Here is a 17795-nt window from a genome sequence, read left to right as displayed (position 1 = left end):
ATTCCTTTCTTCCTGTTCCCTCAATCAGGTGAAACAAAACGCAGAAAACTGTATCATGTTTTTGGTCAATTATCAACGGGGACGCTCAGGTAAATGCGCTTTAAACCATTTACAGCGAGCGTGAGAAACGTCCTGCATTCAAACCGGCGAGACGACCCGTGACAAAGGCTGAAGTGATATTGTAGCCCCCGGTATAGCCGTGAATGTCGAGTATTTCTCCGCAAAAATATAAGCCTTCCATTTTTTTAGACGCCATTTGTTTCGGCTCAATCTCTTTTACGGAAACACCTCCGCCTGTGACAAACGCTTTGTCCAAAGAAAGCGTTCCGTCAGCGGCAACCGTAAATTGTTTGCAGTCTTTGACAAAAGCCCTGAATTGATCCTTCGGCAGTTCCGTAAAGCTTGTCTGCGGATCAAGACCGTTCCGTTCCAGAAGAAAAAGCAGATACCGTTCCTGCATCCACGGCTTCAGTGCGTTTTTGAGCGCTTTTTTCGGTGCGTCTTTCAGTTCCTTGTGCATCTTTTGAAATAACTCTTCCTCGTTGATGCCGGGAAACAGATCGATGCGTAATTTGACATCGGGCTGCTTTTTCAGTTCTTTGACGACAAACTGGCTGCAGCGGAGTATGGCGGGGCCTGACAAGCCGAAATGGGTAAACAGCATGTCCATCACGTGTGTGACAATAGGTTTGCCTTTTTTATTCAGGACGCTGACGGCCGCGTTTCTAAGGGACAGCCCCTGAAGTGTTTTTTGTTTAATAAACGGTTCTGACGACGTAACCGGCACTTCCGTCGGAAAGAGTTCGGTCACGGTATGACCGGCCGCTTCCGCCCATGCATAGCCGTCTCCGGTGCTGCCGGTATGCGGGACTGATTTTCCGCCGACCGCGATAATGACGGCGTCTGCGTTAATGTGTTCGTCATTGTTTGTCGTAATGCCCGCTGTCCTGCCGTTCTCGTACCGCACCTCTTTGATTTTTTCATTTGTGCGGATGGTGACATTCAGTTGTTTTAATCGGTTCAAAAGCGCATCGACAACGCTTTGCGCTTTGTCCGTCACCGGGAACATGCGCCCGTGGTCTTCTTCTTTCAGCTGAATGCCGAGTTTTTCAAAAAAGGCGATGATATCTTCATTATTAAATTCGGAAAACGCGCTGTATAAAAAGCGGCCGTTGCCGGGGATGTGTTTAATGATTTCTTCAACAGGGAGGCGGTTGGTCACGTTGCAGCGCCCGCCGCCGGAAATCGCCAGCTTCCGTCCCAGCTTGTTTCCTTTATCGATTAATAATACGTCCGCCCCTTCTTCGCCTGCCGCAATCGCAGCCATTAAACCGGACGGGCCGCCGCCGATTACAATCACGTCATAATGTTTCATATTCATCAACAACTTTCTTTTTCACGTATAATAGGCGGAAATGTCCGCTTCCTGCTATTATAGCGAAAGAAGGGGATTCCTTAAACGTATTTTGTTTTTTTAAGAGCTTTCCCAAAAAGTTTCCCGCTGTAATTATTACCGTCTAATTGCCCAGTTGTGTTAAAATAGAAAAGTTGAATCTTCGTAGAAAATGGTGATGAGGAAACATGTCAAGCAAATTGTTAAGGGGCACGTTCGTGCTGACGCTCGGCACCTATATATCGCGGATTTTAGGGATGATTTATCTGATCCCGTTCGGAGCGATGGTCGGAGCGACGGGCGGAGCTTTGTTTCAATACGGATATAATCAATATACACTGTTTTTAAACATTGCCACGATGGGATTTCCCGCCGCGGTTTCAAAATTTGTCTCGAAATATAACTCCAAAGGAGACTATGAGACGAGCAGGCGGATGCTGAGAGCGGGAATGTCGGTTATGCTCGTAACTGGGATGATCGCTTTTTCAATTCTTTATATTTCGGCGCCGTTTTTTGCGGAAACATCTCTCGGCGGCACGAGTAACAACGGACTTACGATTGACCACGTCGTTTATGTCATCCGGATGGTCAGTCTGGCACTTTTGGTCGTGCCGATTATGAGTCTTGTGCGCGGTTTTTTCCAAGGTCATCAGATGATGGGGCCGACAGCCGTTTCACAGGTTGTGGAGCAGCTTGCCCGGATCATCTTTTTATTGGGCGCAACGTATTTGATTTTAAGAGTGATCAACGGCGGCCTTGTCATCGCAGTCGGATACGCGACTTTCGCGGCGCTGATCGGATCATTCGGAGGGCTTGTCGTCCTTTATATTTACTGGAATAAGCGGAAGGGCGATCTTCTGGCGATGAAGCCGAATCTCGTCCCGTCTGCGAACTTAAGTTATAAAAAAATGTTCATTGAGCTTTTCAGTTATGCCGCTCCTTACGTATTTGTCGGACTGGCGATTCCTTTGTATTCATATATCGATACGAATACGTTTAATAAAGCGATGATTGCGGCGGGCCATAAGGATATCAGCCAAGACATGCTTGCGATTGTCACCCTTTATGTGCCGAAGCTTGTGATGATCCCGGTTTCTCTGGCGACCGCTTTCGGTCTGACGCTGATTCCGACGATTACTGAATCGTTTACGAGCAGGAATTATAAGCTTTTGAACCAGCAGATTAACCAGACGATGCAAATTATTCTGTTTTTGGTTATTCCCGCCGTTGTCGGGATGTCCGTGTTATCGGGTCCGGCCTATACGTTCTTCTACGGCTCTGAAAGTCTTCGCCCGGATATCGGACAGGATATATTGTTCTGGTACGCGCCTGTCGCGATTCTGTTTTCTCTGTTTACCGTAAACGCCGCGATCCTGCAAGGGATTAATAAGCAGAAATTTGCTGTCGTGAGCCTTTTCATCGGCGTCATTATAAAAGTGGTGCTGAACGTGCCGCTGATCAAGCTGTTTCAGGGAGACGGGGCCATCTTGGCAACGGCGCTCGGTTATATCGCTTCTCTTCTGTACGGTTTTATCATGATTAAGCGCCATGCGGGCTATTCGTATACGGTACTTATAAAACGGGTCATTTTAATCGCAGTCCTGTCCGTCGTGATGGGAGTCGCGGTCAAGCTGACTCAATGGCTGCTCAGCTTCTTTGTAACATACCAAAGCGGCCAGGTGCATGCGGCGATTGTCGTCTTTGTCTGCGCCGCTGTCGGCGGTGCGGTGTACATGTTTGCCGCATACCGAATCGGATTTTTACAGAAAATGTTTGGAAACCGTCTGCCCCGCGTTTTGAGAAGAGGCAGGCATTCCGCCCATTGAGAAATAATGAATAGTCCGCTTATCGCGGGCTTTTCTTTTTAAAGGAGAGGATCAGGATGAGACTTGATAAGCTGCTTGCCAACAGCGGATTCGGCTCAAGAAAAGATGTGAAAAAAATCGTCAAGGCCGGGGCTGTCATGATTGACGGAGAGCCGGCGAAAGATGTGAAAACCCATGTCGATCCGGAAAAACAGGACATCACGGTATACGGAGAGCCGGCAGACTATCGTGAATTTATTTATGTCATGATGAATAAGCCGCAAGGAGTGCTGTCCGCTACAGAAGACAGCCGCCAGCAAACGGTGGTTGATCTGCTGACGCCTGAAGAACAGCGATTTGAACCGTTTCCGGCGGGACGTCTTGATAAGGATACGGAAGGCTTTTTGCTTCTCACCAATGACGGGCAGCTCGCTCATCGCCTCCTTTCTCCGAAAAAGCATGTGCCTAAAACATATGAGGTCCGGTTAATTTCACCTCTGTCACCGGAAGACATCGTTCATCTGGAAAGAGGCGTCGTCATTGAAGGAGGCTATAAGACGAAGCCGGCAGCCGTTGAAATTATTACAGAAAGCCCGGATGAAACGGTGATACACTTGACCATTACAGAAGGCAAATATCATCAGGTGAAGCTGATGGCAAAGGCTGTCGGAAATGAAGTGGCTTATTTGAAGCGGCTTTCGATGGGGGCTGTTTCTCTTGACCCGGATCTTAAACCGGGAGAATTCCGCGAGCTGACTGAAGAGGAGCTCGAAACGCTGAGAGGCGCAGAAGTGTAATCGATATCAGAAAAGCCCAAAACAGATTTGTTTTGGGCTTTTTATATAGAGGAACAAAAAACAAGGCAAAGACGCTACTTTGCCTTGCAGCATGTCAGGCCGAAAAGGGCCTTATGTAATTGTTCGCTTAAGATGTAATTTTCACTTTTTTTCGTGTTGTCTCCCACTTGCCTCGGCTAGGACTATGAACAAGATCATTGTATGCTAACACATTTAAGTCTCGCTGAATGGTTCTAGGTGTAATGCCGAATTCATCAACCAGTTCCTGTGTTGTCACAAGGCCTTTTTCCTGGATGAACATGTAAACTGATTTAATCCGAGTCAGCATACGATTTGTTGAAGGTTTCAAAAAACCACTCCCTATCATAAGATCGGATGGACTTGATATACCACAACTTTCGACTCTAAAACTTCGTACGAATAAGCAACAAAGGATGACATTCTGTTTTTTCTCTTTTAACTGCCTCCATTATACACGATATGGACGACATGAATCTAGGAATAAGCGCAGGTAATTTTTTCAAATGGGTACAGCCTTGGTGGATTACTATGTCCGGCCCGCTTTTATTATTATGGAAACTGAAACTTTTTTTATACATGTCCGTATGAAAACGGGGGAGTGAGAAGTTTGGGAGAATTATTGAATGCAAACATTGTCTGCGCCGGTTATGCTGACAGGCCGAAGGTGATTTCGAATGTATCTCTGTCAGTCAACGCTGGTGAAATTTCCGGTTTAATCGGAGCGAACGGCGCGGGGAAAAGTACAGTGATAAAGGCGGTTCTCGGGCTGTCCCGGGATATAGAAGGCGGTATTGAGTGGAATGATTCTTCTTATGCTTACATACCGGAGCGTCCGAGTTTTTACGATGAACTGACGCTTTGGGAGCACCTCGAGCTGACCGGGTCATTGCGGGGTATAGAAGGGGAAGAGTGCCGTGAGCGGGCAGGGCGGCTGCTTGAAGAGTTTTCGCTGACGTCTGTAAAACATGATTTGCCTTCCGGTTTTTCAAAAGGGATGCAGCAAAAGCTGATGCTCATACAGGCATTTTTGGCGAAGCCGGATATTTACATCATTGATGAGCCTTTTATCGGACTTGATCCGATCTCAACAAAGCTGTTTACCGACATGCTGATTGCTGAAAAAGAAAGGGGCGCGGGGATTTTGATGTGCACGCATGTTCTGGATACGGCGGAAAAAATCTGCGACCGATTTTATTTGCTGGATCAGGGCGCTCTGCTTCTTCAAGGCACATTAGAGGAGCTTCAGGAAAAAACGGGGAGCCGTTCACTGCTGGATTGCTTTTATTCAGCGGTTCGGAGCAGTCAGCGATGACCGGGCGGGCTCTGTTTTTTCAAAGGCTGTTTCATTATTGGCGGTATCAATGGAAGGTGTTTCAGACGGTCATTGATTGGACGGTCGCGCTGTATATCGTTCTTCCCGCTGCCGCATTTGCCGTTTATCAATATGCTGAATGGCTGAACGGCAGGGGGCTTCTTAGTGGAGCGGCAGGAGTATTAGGATGGGGCTGGCTGTATGTATTCAGTGCCCTGCTGTTGTGCACGGGTTTTATTCATACCTTTTTGCTGGAAGCGGATCACGTGTTTTTGGTGCATGCAAAACATCTGATGCAAAAGCTGAAACGGTACGCGCTTTTGTATTCGATGTTCCTTTCCCTTATCAAATGGGGTGCGCTTGCCGTATTGTTATTTCCCTTATGGCTCCAGTACGGTGACTGTACCTTACCGGCATATTCAGGTATGTTTTGCTGTCTGTTCGGCTTCCATACCGCGATATTAGCGGTGCACCGGCACAGAAAAAACAGCAGGCGGACATTCGGGAATCAGGCGGCGGGCTGGCTGAAAGTGATGGTTCTGATGGCGGGTGCGTTTTTTATGATCGTCTATGCCGCCGAATGGTATTGGCTTTGGCCGGCGGGATGTATATTGTTCATCTGTTCCGCTTTTTTGATTTGGAAAGGGACGGAGACATTATCAGCCTTTGAGGAAGAAGTGCTTGAGGAGAACAGGCGGAAGCTTTCACTCGCCGCCTCTGTTTTGATGCTCAGCCATGATGTGCAGCTCCCGAATGGTAAAAATAAAGGGCGGAACAAGCCGTTTTTATATCCCGGCTCAAAGCACATCTTTACAAAACGGTCGGCGTATACGGCGTGGAAAGAATTGTTCTTTAAAGTGCTGATCCGAAACGGCGGGTATCTCCGGCAGCTTTACCTTTTAACCGCGGCTTTTACGGCTCTTATTCTCGTTCTTCCGCTCTTAGTGAAGCCGGCAGTCCTTATTTTATTTGCGATCGTCAGCCGCTATGCCGCGTCACTTTTATTTGACCGGATCACGGGTAAACCGGTTTTAAGCGGTATCAAGAGAGACAGCGATGACTATTTCCGGGCGCGAAACAGCGCATTAACCGTCATTCAAATCATCTGTTCCGCCTGGTGTCTCATTGCCGCGATTCTTTCCGTTCTTTATATGTAAAAATCCCTTTCCGAAAAGGAAAGGGATTTTTCTTAATGTCCGTTCAAAATAAAAAGCTGAATAAAAAACAGCACGGCGAAGATGAGGACTAGAGGATGGATTTCGCGCCATTTTTTCTTAGCTGCTTTAACAAGCGGATATGAAATGAAGCCGAGTGCGATTCCGGTTGAAATACTGGACGTTAAAGGCATCGCCAAAATGACGAGAAAGGCCGGGAACGCTTCGTCAAGCTCATTCCAGCGGATATTCGACACAGCACCCATCATCAGGCTGCCGACAATAATCAGAGCCGGTGACGTAATCGCGGACACTTCCGATAAGACGCTGACAAGCGGGCTGAAAAACATGGAAACGGCAAACATAACGGCAATCGTCAGCGCCGTCAGACCCGTTCTTCCGCCGGCGGCCACACCTGCTGAAGATTCAACGAACGCGGTCGTCGGGCTGGTGCCGAAGATGCTTCCGACCGTCGTAGCTGTCGAATCAGCCAACAGCGCTCTTCTGGCATTCGGCAGCTGATTGTTTTTGATCAATCCCGCCTGTTCGGCGACACCGATCATGGTGCCGGTCGTGTCAAAAATCGTAACGAGAAGAAAAGAAAACACAACGGCGTACAGACCGTGATGCACGACATCCCCGAGGGCACCGAACGGATTTGTGATCAAAAGCCCCTCCGGCAGGCGCGGGAATGAAACGAACCCTTTCGCAAAATGGATCTGTCCGGTCAAAAAGGCAATGACGGCGGTCAGCGCCATTCCGATGAACAGAGCCCCGTTTACATTCAGCACCATCAGCACGATACTGATGATAAGTCCGATAAGCGTTAAAATGACGGCGGGCGAATGAAGATCGCCGAGTGCGACCAGATTAGATTTATCAGCCGTGATGATTCCGGATTGGCGTAAGCCGATAAAAGCGATAAATAAGCCGATGCCGGTCGTAATTCCGTATTTTAAATTGTCCGGAATCGCTTCTATAAGTTGTTTTCTTAAAGGCGTTAACGATAAAATAATAAAGATGACTCCCGCGATAAAAACGGCGCTGAAAGCCGTCTGATACGTAATGCCGCTGCCTGTACCGACAACGTGAAAGGCGAGATACGCGTTTAAGCCCATGCCGGGGGCAATGGCGATCGGAAAATTCGCAGCGAGAGCCATCCATAAAGTTCCGACAATGGAAGCGATAATCGTCGCGGTGAACACCTGGTCAAACGGAATTCCCGCATTGGAAAGGATCACCGGATTGACGACAATGATATACACCATTGTGAAAAAGGTGGTCAATCCCGCGGTAATTTCTCTTTTTATTGTCGTTTGATGCTTGTCGAGATGAAACATAAGTACCTCCAATGACGAACATTTTTTCAAAACATCATCTATATTATTCGTTTTATCGACATTTTGCAAGTCTTTATCAAGAAAGGGGATTTGTGATGAACTGGGAAGTTGAAGTCATCAGAAACAAAGAAGATCTGATCCGTGACACGCAGAAGTTTTTGCAGATCAACAGCGTAATGGACGAATCAACAGCCGGTCCCGGCCGGCCGTTTGGAGAAGGCGTCAATGCCAGCCTGACGTCACTGCTGGAATTCGGTAAAAAAGAAGGTTTCACCGTAAAGAATCTTGACGGCTATGCGGGCCATATTGAATGGGGAACGGGTGACGAAATCGTCGGCGTTTTGTGCCACGTCGATGTCGTTCCGCCCGGAGACGGCTGGACGAGCGATCCGTTTTCAGCCGATATCAGGGATGGCCGGATATATGCCAGAGGCGCCATTGATGATAAAGGGCCGACAATGGCGGCGTTTTATGCGCTGAAAATCGTCAAAGACATGCAGCTCCCTTTATCCAAACGCGTGAGAATCATCATCGGAACGGATGAAGAAAGTGATTGGAGATGCGTGGATCACTACTTCAAACACGAAAAAATGCCTGACATCGGCTTTGCTCCTGACGCAGATTTTCCGATCATTAACGCGGAAAAAGGAATTATAGATGCGTCACTGCGCATTGCAAAAAGCGCTTCTGACAAAGACGCAAAAAACGTGCTTCTGTCATTCCGTTCAGGACTGCGCTTGAACATGGTGCCGGATGCGGCTGAAGCGGTTATTGAAGGGAACGGTCTTGATGCCGTGCACGCATATTTCAGCAAATGGCTTGAGCAGTCAAAAACACAAGGTGAAGCAGTTTCGGAAAATGGAAAACTGACGCTTCGGGTGTACGGAAAATCATGCCACGCGATGGAACCGGATAATGGTGTCAATGCCGGCTTAAAGCTTGCTGAATGCCTTAACGGAACAGAGCTGGATGGAGCCGGAAAGCGCTTTGTCAAAACCGTCAGTGACTATTTTTCAAATGATACACGAGGCAAAAAGCTGAAAATTGATTGCAGGGATGACATCAGCGGAGATCTTACATTGAATGTCGGCACCTTTACATACAGAAAGGGTGAGGAAGGAGAACTCGGCATCAACATCCGTTATCCCGTCACTTCAGACAGCAAAGTCATCCGTGATGCTTTTACGTCTGCTGAAGAATTCCGGCTTGAAGAATTTAAAGACAGCAAACCGCACCACGTTTCTGCCGATCATCCGCTCGTAAAGACGCTTCAAAAGGTTTACGAAGGACAAACGGGAAAGAAAGCGGATCTGATTTCAATCGGCGGAGGAACGTATGCGAGATCCCTTTCGGCGGGCGTCGCGTTCGGGCCGCTGTTCCCCGGCCGGCCTGACAGCGCGCATCAAAAGGATGAGTACATTGAAATCGATGACCTTCTCAGGTCAACGGCTTTATATGCCCAAGCCATTTATGAGCTTGCCAAGTGATAATAAAAAGGGACGCCGAAAGCGGCATCCCTTTTTATCATTCAAATGACCATAAATCCGTTGATAAATAACGTTCTCCCGTATCGGCCGTCATACAGATGACGATCTGTTCGGAAGGGAGGCGTTTGGCGGTTTCAATGGCGGCGAAGCAGGCGGCGCCTGAAGACGGGCCGACGAGTATGCCTTCTTCCCGGGCCAGACGCCGTGTTGTCGTATACGCATCTTCATCAGATATTTTCATGATTTCATCGTAAACGTCCTGATTCAGTATGCCGGGAATAAATCCGGGGCTTGTCCCGACAAGCTTATGAGCGCCGGGTTTTCCGCCAGACAGGACGGGAGATCCCGCAGGCTCGGCGACATGAACAATCATATCCGGGAAAAGCTCTTTCAGCGTTTCTCCGGTTCCGGTAATGGTTCCGCCCGTTCCCGCCGTTGCCACAAAAGCACCGAGCGGTCTGTTGAGCTGCTGAACGGCCTGATAGATTTCAATGGCTGTCGTTTTTCGGTGGGCATCTGGATTTGCGCCGTTATCGAATTGCATCGGGATAAAACTTCCCGGAATCTGTTCGGCGAGTTCTTTCGCTTTTTTGATGCTGCCGGGCATTCTTTCCGCCCCCGGTGTTAACACAACCTCCGCGCCGTACGCTTTCAGGAGGTTGATGCGTTCTTTCGTCATCGTGTCAGGCATGACGAGGATTGCCTTGTAGCCGCGCGCCGCCGCGTTCATCGCCAGGCCGATGCCTGTGTTGCCGCTTGTCGGTTCGATGATGACAGAGCCGGGTTTTAAATGCCCGCTGTTTTCCGCTTCAATGATCATATTGTAAGCCGCTCTGTCTTTGACACTGCCGCTCGGGTTAAACGATTCTAATTTTAAATAGACCTGTGCTGCATGTTCTGGCTGAAGGCGATTGAGCTTTACGATCGGTGTGCCGCCGATCAGCTCCGCCGTGCTGTTTGCGATTTTCAAGGCCGGCTCATTCCTTTCTGTATAAAACGTTCGGTACATAATATCCTATCATAATGAGCGGACAGGGTTCTCCTCTCCGCTTATCCGTTTTATAATAACACCATAACCAAAGAGGGGGAGATCCTCGTATGAAAGCTTCATTGCCGCATTATTTTATCGGCATTCCGATTCCGGCTGACATTGCTGAACCGATTTGGGAAGCAGCCAAAAAGGAGCCGGCGTTATCATTCAAAAAATGGGTGCACCCGCATGACTATCATATTACACTCATTTTTCTCGGAGCCGCGGATGAAGAACGGCTTGCGAAATTATCGTCTCTGCTCGCAGATGCTGCGTCGGCAGCGCAGCCGTTTACCGTACAGTTTCAGCATCTGGATATTTTCGGCGACCGCAGACAGCCGAGAGTGCTTCACCTTGAGCCCGAACGGAATGAACTGCTCTTTGATTTGTGGGAAAAAACAAAACAGGCTGTTTTGAAAGCCGGTTTTCAAGTGGAAAAACGGCCGTATCACCCTCATATGACGATGGCGCGGAAGTGGGCGGGAGACCGGCCGTTTCCTGACGATATGCCGTTTGAAAGCGGCAGGGTGCAAAGTGCCGTCAGCCGGTTTTCCCTGTTTCAGACCCATCTTGACCGGTCGCCTAAATACGAAGAAATCGCACAGTTTCAATTGACATAAACAAATATTCGGAGTGGAGAAATCACATGGCACAGATCATCAAAATTCACGACTGCATATCCAGATATGAACTTGATCCATACCATTATATGAACCAGTTTATCCGGCTGAAGAAAGAACGCTGGGAGGCGCTTCTTGAAGCGTTTGACCGGATAACGGAAGAAACGGAAACGGAAACGGCTGCCGGCGGGGAAACCGGTCAAGCGCCGGCCAGGAAAAAATTTTCCTTAAAAAAGAGAAAAGAAGAAAATACGGCCGATATAAATGAAAAGAGGCACCAATGGTTTGATGAACCGGAGGGAGAAGAGGCGCTGTTCGGGAATCTTCCGTCTCAAAAGTCTGAGCTCGCGCCTTTTTTCAAAGATCAGCTGTATGACTTTCAATTAAAATGGGCGAGCTCCACGCTTTCTCAAAAGTCTGAGCTTTCGCAGGCGGTCAAAAGGGACAGGATGTTAAAAATGCTGGCTCAAAAGCTGCCCGATTCCTATTTTGTGATGTATCATCCGGTTCTGCAAATTCAGCAGGCGTCCGTCGAACTGAGCATCATCATTATCTCGCCGCTGGAGATTTTCTGCGCCGCTTTTATGGAAGCGGAAGAGGACAGTGTATATATCGGATCAAAACACCGTTTTTGGGAAGAAAGAGGCTCCGGCAGCACGCGCCAAGTATTGAATCCGTCTCTCAGCCTGCAACGGACGGGCTCGGTCGTTTCGCAAATCATAAAAGAAAAGCAGGCCGACATTCCCGTGCGGAAGCTTTTGCTCAGCAGAACGTCTTATATTGATTACCCGGAGCCGCCGTACGGGCTGGAAATAGCTGATAAACGGACTGCCGCAGGGTGGCTGGAAAAGCAGCAGAAAAATACGGCGCCGATCAAGCACCACCAGCTGAAGGCGGCGAAGGCTCTTTTGTCTTACGGGTTGAGCGATTCAAGCCGGAGACAGGAATGGCTTGATTAAAGCGGACGTTTGCCGGCTGTCTCTTCATCTATGAAGCAGGTGAAAACAAACGATGAGTCAATGGTTTTTTATTATTAATCCGGTCTCAGGAGGCGGGCGGGGCCGGCGTGTCTGGAAATCAGTTCAAAAAGAGCTGACCAGGCGCGGGGTCAGCCACCGCTCTTTTTTGACCGGGCATCCCGGACATGCGGAGGTGCTGGCGAGGCAGATTTCAATGATGCAGGATCATAAGCTTAAGCGGCTGTTCGTCATCGGCGGTGACGGGACGATGCATGAAGTCATTAACGGACTGAAAGGAACGGATCAGATTGAGCTGACCTTTGTGCCCGCCGGTTCGTACAATGACTTTTCCAAAGGGCTCGGTATTAAGAAGTCGGCGCTCCTCCAAGAAATCAAAAGTATGCACCGCCCGCTCACACGGAAATTTTTTGCGGGAAACATCAACTTTTTTCATGACAAAGCGCAATCACTTTATTTTATTAACCACCTGTCTGTCGGTTTCGATGCCTCAGTTTTGAAGGCAGCCGCGAATTTTCCGTTTTCGCGCGTTCTTCGGTTTTTGCGTCTCGGTTTTGTGATTTACCCGCTCGCGCATTTACATACGGCCTCGGGGTTTCAGCCGTTCAGATTTGTTTGCACGGCAGACGGCCAGAGGCGTGAATTCCGCAATGTCTGGTTTGTCATTGCGGCTAATCATCCTTATTACGGAGGCGGCATGAAAGCGGCGCCTTCAGCAAATCCCCGTCAAAACCATTTTGATATTGTCATTGCAGAAAACCTGTCCTTTTTCTCGCTGTATCGTTTTTTATGGGCGATGAGCTTCGGCCGGCATATCAAAATGGACGGAGTGACGATGATAAAGGGGAAGGAATTCGTTTTTGAAACAGATGGGAAAATTCCGTTTCACGCTGACGGCGAGCTGATCGGAACAACGCCGTTTCGGCTTATGCCGGGCGGCGCGCCGTTGAAAATAAAAACATAATAAACAAATGAAACCCGTCAAATGTTTCACGGCAAAGAGCGGTTCGCGGCATAAATCTTCAGAATTCACAGGTGTTCTTGCTAGTTTTGCTTGACGAAGTTTGTGCTGTAGCGCTAAAATTTATAGGACGGCTATTGATTAGCATATGAGACTCTCAATAGCTGTCTTTTTTATTCTCATGAAATTGTTTATGACAGGCCGCTCCGCCAATAGAGAAAGGCTGGAGGCCTATTCTAAAATATTTTAAGAAATGATGGGTTGAACATTGATATGAACTGGTTGGGACAATTACTAGGTAGCGATTGGGAGATCTTCCCCGCCGGAGGAGCTACAGGAGATGCATATTATGCGAAACATAACGGCCAACAGCTTTTTTTAAAACGTAATAGCTCGCCCTTTTTAGCCGTGTTATCCGCCGAAGGCATTGTTCCGAAGCTGGTTTGGACAAAACGGATGGAAAACGGAGACGTCATTACGGCTCAGCATTGGATGGCGGGCAGGGAGCTGAAGGCAAAGGATATGAGCGGACGCCCGGTGGCTGAGCTGCTCCGCAAAATCCACACATCAAAAGCTTTGCTCGACATGCTGAAAAGATTGGGAAAAGAACCGCTTGATCCGGGCGCCCTTTTGTCGCAGCTGAAGCAGGCCGTCTTTGCCGTGCGGCAATTTTCGCCGCTTATTCAGGAAGGCCTTGCTTATTTGGAAGCTCATGTGGATCAGGTGCAATTCGGTGAAAAAGTCGTTTGCCATTGTGATGTGAATCATAATAACTGGCTTCTGTCAGAAGACAACCAGCTGTATTTAATAGATTGGGACGGCGCCATGATAGCCGATCCGGCCATGGATCTCGGCCCTTTATTGTATCATTACGTCGAAGAGCCAGCGTGGGACAGCTGGCTTGGGATGTACGGCATGAAGCTCACGGAAGGGCTTCGGCTGCGGATGGCGTGGTACATGTTATCGGAGACCATCACCTTCATCGCCTGGCACAAATCAAAAGGAAACGACAAAGCGTATCATGATGCCATGGAAGAGCTTCATGCCCTGATGAAGCGGATTGTCAAGTAGTCAGGAGTACGAATCCATCTGCTCCACCCATTGGGACAAATGGTTTTGGTGCTCCTGAATATGCGTGTCGATGGAATCGGCCGTGATGCCGGACTGGCTGTAGCGGTAGACATCCTCGAGCACGTTTTTTATATTTGAATCAAGCCCGGTGTTGGCCATCAGTGATTTGATGACGCGCTCCAGCTGTTCATACTCGGCAACCGTGCCGCAGCAATCCAATTGATGGTCGGCCAATATGTCCTTTAATAACCGGACCTGATGTTCGCTTGTTAAGCCCATGATTCATATACACATCCTTTCTGTGTCATACATTGTGCAAAGCGGTGCGGTTTTATGCATCACATGAGTGTTCCGGACCGGGGGAGCCTCTTTTTTTATGCAGCCGGCGCCTTTAAAAGGCGCTTGCGGCTCTTTATGTTTCATGGTATGTTGTTACTCGAAATTATAGATAGAGGTGTCAATCATATGAGAATGCGCCATAAACCTTGGGCGAATGATTTTCTGGCAGAAAACGCTGACATCGCCATCAGTGATCCGGCCCAGTATAAAGGGCGGTGGAACACGGTCTTTGGCAATGACAACCCGATCCATATTGAAGTCGGTACGGGAAAAGGGCAGTTCATTTCTGGAATGGCCAAGCAGAATCCGGATATCAACTATATCGGGATCGAACTGTTTAAAAGCGTCATCGTCACTGCCGTCCAAAAAGTTAAGGACAGCGGGGCTCACAATGTCCGTTTGTTAAATATAGACGCGGAAACACTGAATGACGTATTTGAACGGGGAGAAATCAAGCGCGTATATTTAAACTTTTCTGACCCGTGGCCGAAAAACCGTCACGAAAAGCGCCGTTTAACATTTAAAACGTTCTTGAAAAAATACGAAGAAGTGATGGGCGAAACAGGTGAGATTCATTTCAAAACCGATAACCGCGGGTTGTTTGAATACTCTTTGAAAAGTTTTTCCGAATACGGCCTGCTCCTGAAGGAAGTCAGTCTCGATCTGCACAACAGCGATCCAAAAGGCAATATTATGACAGAATACGAAGAAAAATTCTCCGCGCTCGGCCAGCCGATTTACCGGGCCGAAGTTGAATGGAGAACAAAAGACAGACTCTGATGCGGGAGTCTGTTTTTTTATGCCGCCATTTGCTACCATTACATCAGGAGGGATCAAGATGGAGACATTGAATATTGGGAATATTTCATTAACATGGCTGGACGGCGGTGTAACGCATATGGACGGCGGAGCGATGTTCGGCGTTGTCCCGAAGCCTTTATGGTCGAGAAAATACCCCGTAAATGACAAAAACCAGATTGAATTAAGAACAGACCCGATTCTGATCAGAACAAACGGCCTGAATATATTGGTTGACGCGGGTATCGGCAGAGGGAAATTTTCTGATAAACAAAAAAGGAATTACGGTGTAACACAGGAATCCAATTTAAAACACTCTCTTCGTGAACTCGGGCTTTCCTGTGAGGACATTCATATTGCGGCGATGACCCATCTTCATTTTGACCATGCATGCGGCTTGACGGAATACAGCGGAGAGGAGCTTGTCTCTGTTTTCCCGAATGCCCGCATTATCACTTCTGCAACAGAGTGGCGCGAAATGAGAAACCCTAATATCAGATCGAAAAATACATATTGGAGAGAAAATTGGGAGGCGGTACAAGATCAGGTCGAAACCTTTGAGAACGAGTATCAGCTGACAGAAGGCATTACGATGCACCACACCGGCGGCCACAGCGACGGCCACAGCGTCATCGTCTTAGAAGACGGCGGGGAGACGGCTGTGCATTTTGCCGACCTGATGCCGACGAATGCGCATAAAAATCCGCTATGGGTGCTGGCATATGATGATTATCCGATGACCTCCATTCCGCAAAAGCAGAAATGGCAGACGTTCGCGGCAGAAAAAGACGCCTGGCTGATTTTCTATCACGACGCGATTTACAGAGCGGTAAAATGGGGAGAAGACGGCGAAGTGGCTGCATCTGTCAGACGGGAGAAAAAATAGGCGGATCGATGATTTACCTGTATGAATTTCGGGAATAAAAGCAAACCTAAGACAAATTGCTTTGAAAGGAAGAGACAGGTGAATCAATTTCAAGTGACGAAAGATGGAGAAATCAAAACAACTCTGCGCGGATTAGAAGTGCTTTCTACGCCTTTTTTAAATAAAGGGGTGGCCTTTACACAGGAGGAAAGAAAGGAACTCGGGCTCGAGGGATTTCTGCCGCCGAAAGTATTGACAATCGAAGAGCAGGCGAGGCGGGCCTACGAACAATTCAGTTCGCAGCCTGATGAGCTGAGCAAAAATGTCTACTTGACCGCTCTCCATGATCGGAATGAAACGTTATTTTACAGGCTGTTAAATGATCATTTAGGCGAAATGCTGCCGATCGTATATACGCCGACCGTCGGCACCGCGATCCAGCGTTACAGCCACGAGTACAGAAAACCCCGCGGTCTGTATTTGTCAATAGATGACCCTGAAGGAATGCGCGCCGCATTTCAGCAGTTCGGAAAAAATGAAAACATTGACTTAATCGTTGCCACAGATGCGGAGGGTATTCTGGGAATCGGTGACTGGGGCGTCGGCGGCATCGCCATTTCTGTCGGAAAACTCGCGGTGTATACGGCGGCGGCCGGAATTGATCCGTCACGAGTGCTTGCGGTCGTATTAGATGCCGGGACAAATCAAGAAAGCCTCTTAAATGACCCGCTGTACGTCGGAAACCAGCATTCAAGAGTGCGCGGCGAGAAATATGACCGCTTTATTGATGAGTATGTCTCGCTTGCCCGGGAAACATTCCCGAATGCGCTACTTCATTGGGAGGATTTCGGTACGGCTAACGCCCGCGGCATATTAAAACGGTATAAAGATAAAGTCTGTACGTTTAACGATGACATTCAAGGAACGGGCGCGGTGTCACTTGCAGCTGTTTTAGCGTGTGCGAAAGCATCAAAAGTGCCTTTAAAAGAGCATAAAGTCGTCGTCTTCGGCGCGGGAACGGCCGGTATCGGAATTGCTGAGCAGCTGCGCGAAGCTATGGTGCATGACGGATTAAGCGAAGAAGAATCATACAGCCGCTTTTGGTGTATCGACAGAAACGGATTGTTAACGGATGATATGAAGGACCTGCGTGATTTTCAGGTTCCGTACGCCCGCCCTGCTGATGAAGTGAAAGAGTACGGCCGCAGCGGTGAAGGCGGATCAATTGATCTGGCGGAGACGGTGCGTCAGGCCAAGCCGACGATCCTGATCGGCACATCCACCGTTTCAGGCGCATTTACGGAAGAAATCGTCAAAGAAATGGCCTCACATGTCAAACGGCCGGCTATTTTGCCGATGTCAAATCCGACGACATTATCAGAAGCAAAACCTGAAGATTTAATTAAATGGACGGAAGGCCGCGCGCTTGTCACAACGGGAAGTCCGTTTCCGCCTGTTGCGTATAACGGCGTTACCTACCATATCGGACAGGCGAACAACGCGCTCGTATTCCCGGGACTCGGGCTCGGCACGATTGTGACAAAAGCAAGGCTCATTACGGACAATATGTTCGTTGCCTGCGCGAATGCCATCGCCGGTATGGTGGACGTCGGCAAGCCGGGAGCGCCGATGCTTCCGAAAGTGGAGGATCTCAGGACGGTATCGGCAACAGTGGCGGTAGCCGTAGCTAAAGCTGCGATTCAGGACGGTGTAGCGGAAACGGAACCCGAGGATCTGATCCAAGCGGTGCAGGACGCGATGTGGAACCCCGTATATAAACGAATTCGGCCGATGTAACCGAATAAAGCCCAAAACGCTGATGGTT

Annotated in this window: 17 protein-coding genes; 12 read left to right on the top strand and 5 right to left on the bottom strand. The window is 48.6% G+C overall.

What is annotated here, in order from left to right:
• Positions 1 to 109: 109 nt before the first annotated feature.
• Positions 110 to 1375: a BaiN/RdsA family NAD(P)/FAD-dependent oxidoreductase gene (locus ACWJJS_RS14910; protein ID WP_003152311.1), complete on the bottom strand. Its 1266-nt coding sequence runs from the start codon at positions 1373 to 1375 to the stop codon at positions 110 to 112.
• A 206-nt stretch (positions 1376 to 1581) separates the two neighbouring features.
• Here ACWJJS_RS14910 and ACWJJS_RS14905 point away from each other — a divergent pair, with 206 nt between their 5' ends.
• Positions 1582 to 3219, top strand: a complete 1638-nt coding sequence (locus ACWJJS_RS14905) for a putative polysaccharide biosynthesis protein (protein ID WP_003152313.1) — start codon at positions 1582 to 1584, stop codon at positions 3217 to 3219.
• 56 nt (positions 3220 to 3275) lie between these two features.
• Entirely contained in the window at positions 3276 to 3995 is a 720-nt protein-coding gene (locus tag ACWJJS_RS14900; RefSeq protein WP_007613195.1) for a pseudouridine synthase, read from the top strand.
• Between the two features lie 127 nt (positions 3996 to 4122).
• Here ACWJJS_RS14900 and ACWJJS_RS14895 read toward each other — a convergent pair whose 3' ends face one another.
• Positions 4123 to 4344, bottom strand: a complete 222-nt coding sequence (locus ACWJJS_RS14895; RefSeq protein WP_003152337.1) for a DeoR family transcriptional regulator — start codon at positions 4342 to 4344, stop codon at positions 4123 to 4125.
• Between the two features lie 279 nt (positions 4345 to 4623).
• Between ACWJJS_RS14895 and ACWJJS_RS14890 the strand changes: the two genes are divergently transcribed.
• Entirely contained in the window at positions 4624 to 5328 is a 705-nt protein-coding gene (locus tag ACWJJS_RS14890; protein ID WP_003152339.1) for an ABC transporter ATP-binding protein, read from the top strand.
• Positions 5325 to 6485: an ABC transporter permease gene (locus ACWJJS_RS14885; protein ID WP_454023673.1), complete on the top strand. Its 1161-nt coding sequence runs from the start codon at positions 5325 to 5327 to the stop codon at positions 6483 to 6485. Before ACWJJS_RS14890 ends, ACWJJS_RS14885 begins: the two co-directional genes overlap by 4 nt.
• A 32-nt stretch (positions 6486 to 6517) precedes the next feature.
• Here ACWJJS_RS14885 and ACWJJS_RS14880 read toward each other — a convergent pair whose 3' ends face one another.
• Positions 6518 to 7822, bottom strand: a complete 1305-nt coding sequence (locus ACWJJS_RS14880; protein ID WP_070082232.1) for an NCS2 family permease — start codon at positions 7820 to 7822, stop codon at positions 6518 to 6520.
• Positions 7823 to 7917: 95 nt separating this feature from the next.
• On the opposite strand from ACWJJS_RS14880, the gene pepV reads away from it, so the two are divergent.
• A complete protein-coding gene (gene pepV, locus ACWJJS_RS14875) occupies positions 7918 to 9309 on the top strand; it encodes a dipeptidase PepV (RefSeq protein ID WP_353575192.1) in 1392 nt (463 codons plus the stop codon).
• Between the two features lie 37 nt (positions 9310 to 9346).
• On the opposite strand, the gene cysK is transcribed toward pepV, so the two are convergent.
• Complete coding sequence (cysK, locus tag ACWJJS_RS14870) at positions 9347 to 10318, bottom strand: cysteine synthase A (protein WP_232213388.1); 972 nt, start codon at positions 10316 to 10318, stop codon at positions 9347 to 9349.
• Between the two features lie 89 nt (positions 10319 to 10407).
• Between cysK and thpR the strand changes: the two genes are divergently transcribed.
• The 4 genes from thpR (at position 10408) to ACWJJS_RS14850 (ending at position 13968) form a co-directional block, all read left to right on the top strand.
• Positions 10408 to 10959 (top strand): RNA 2',3'-cyclic phosphodiesterase, encoded by a 552-nt coding sequence (thpR, locus tag ACWJJS_RS14865; RefSeq protein ID WP_454023672.1) that lies wholly within the window; start codon positions 10408 to 10410, stop codon positions 10957 to 10959.
• A gap of 26 nt (positions 10960 to 10985) precedes the next feature.
• A complete protein-coding gene (locus tag ACWJJS_RS14860) occupies positions 10986 to 11918 on the top strand; it encodes a hypothetical protein (protein ID WP_061046947.1) in 933 nt (310 codons plus the stop codon).
• Between the two features lie 52 nt (positions 11919 to 11970).
• Positions 11971 to 12900, top strand: coding sequence for a YegS/Rv2252/BmrU family lipid kinase (locus ACWJJS_RS14855; protein WP_070082228.1), 930 nt, complete (start codon positions 11971 to 11973; stop codon positions 12898 to 12900).
• Between the two features lie 270 nt (positions 12901 to 13170).
• On the top strand, positions 13171 to 13968 hold the full coding sequence (locus ACWJJS_RS14850) for a phosphotransferase family protein (protein WP_003152355.1): 798 nt from the start codon (positions 13171 to 13173) through the stop codon (positions 13966 to 13968).
• On the opposite strand, the gene ACWJJS_RS14845 is transcribed toward ACWJJS_RS14850, so the two are convergent.
• Complete coding sequence (locus ACWJJS_RS14845) at positions 13969 to 14247, bottom strand: YtzH-like family protein (RefSeq protein ID WP_003152357.1); 279 nt, start codon at positions 14245 to 14247, stop codon at positions 13969 to 13971.
• Between the two features lie 186 nt (positions 14248 to 14433).
• Here ACWJJS_RS14845 and trmB point away from each other — a divergent pair, with 186 nt between their 5' ends.
• The 3 genes from trmB (at position 14434) to ACWJJS_RS14830 (ending at position 17767) form a co-directional block, all read left to right on the top strand.
• Positions 14434 to 15087: a tRNA (guanosine(46)-N7)-methyltransferase TrmB gene (gene trmB, locus ACWJJS_RS14840; protein WP_454023671.1), complete on the top strand. Its 654-nt coding sequence runs from the start codon at positions 14434 to 14436 to the stop codon at positions 15085 to 15087.
• A 58-nt stretch (positions 15088 to 15145) separates the two neighbouring features.
• A complete protein-coding gene (locus tag ACWJJS_RS14835; protein ID WP_436335116.1) occupies positions 15146 to 15991 on the top strand; it encodes a YtnP family quorum-quenching lactonase in 846 nt (281 codons plus the stop codon).
• A 78-nt stretch (positions 15992 to 16069) separates the two neighbouring features.
• The gene (locus ACWJJS_RS14830) at positions 16070 to 17767 is read left to right on the top strand and encodes an NAD-dependent malic enzyme (protein WP_024085698.1); all 1698 of its coding nucleotides are present in this window, start codon (positions 16070 to 16072) and stop codon (positions 17765 to 17767) included.
• Positions 17768 to 17795 lie beyond the last annotated feature (28 nt).

The sequence above is a fragment of the Bacillus sp. JK106 genome, from assembly GCF_053663355.1.
Note: the sequence above shows the minus strand (reverse complement) of the source record. Positions and strands in the feature narration are given on the sequence as shown.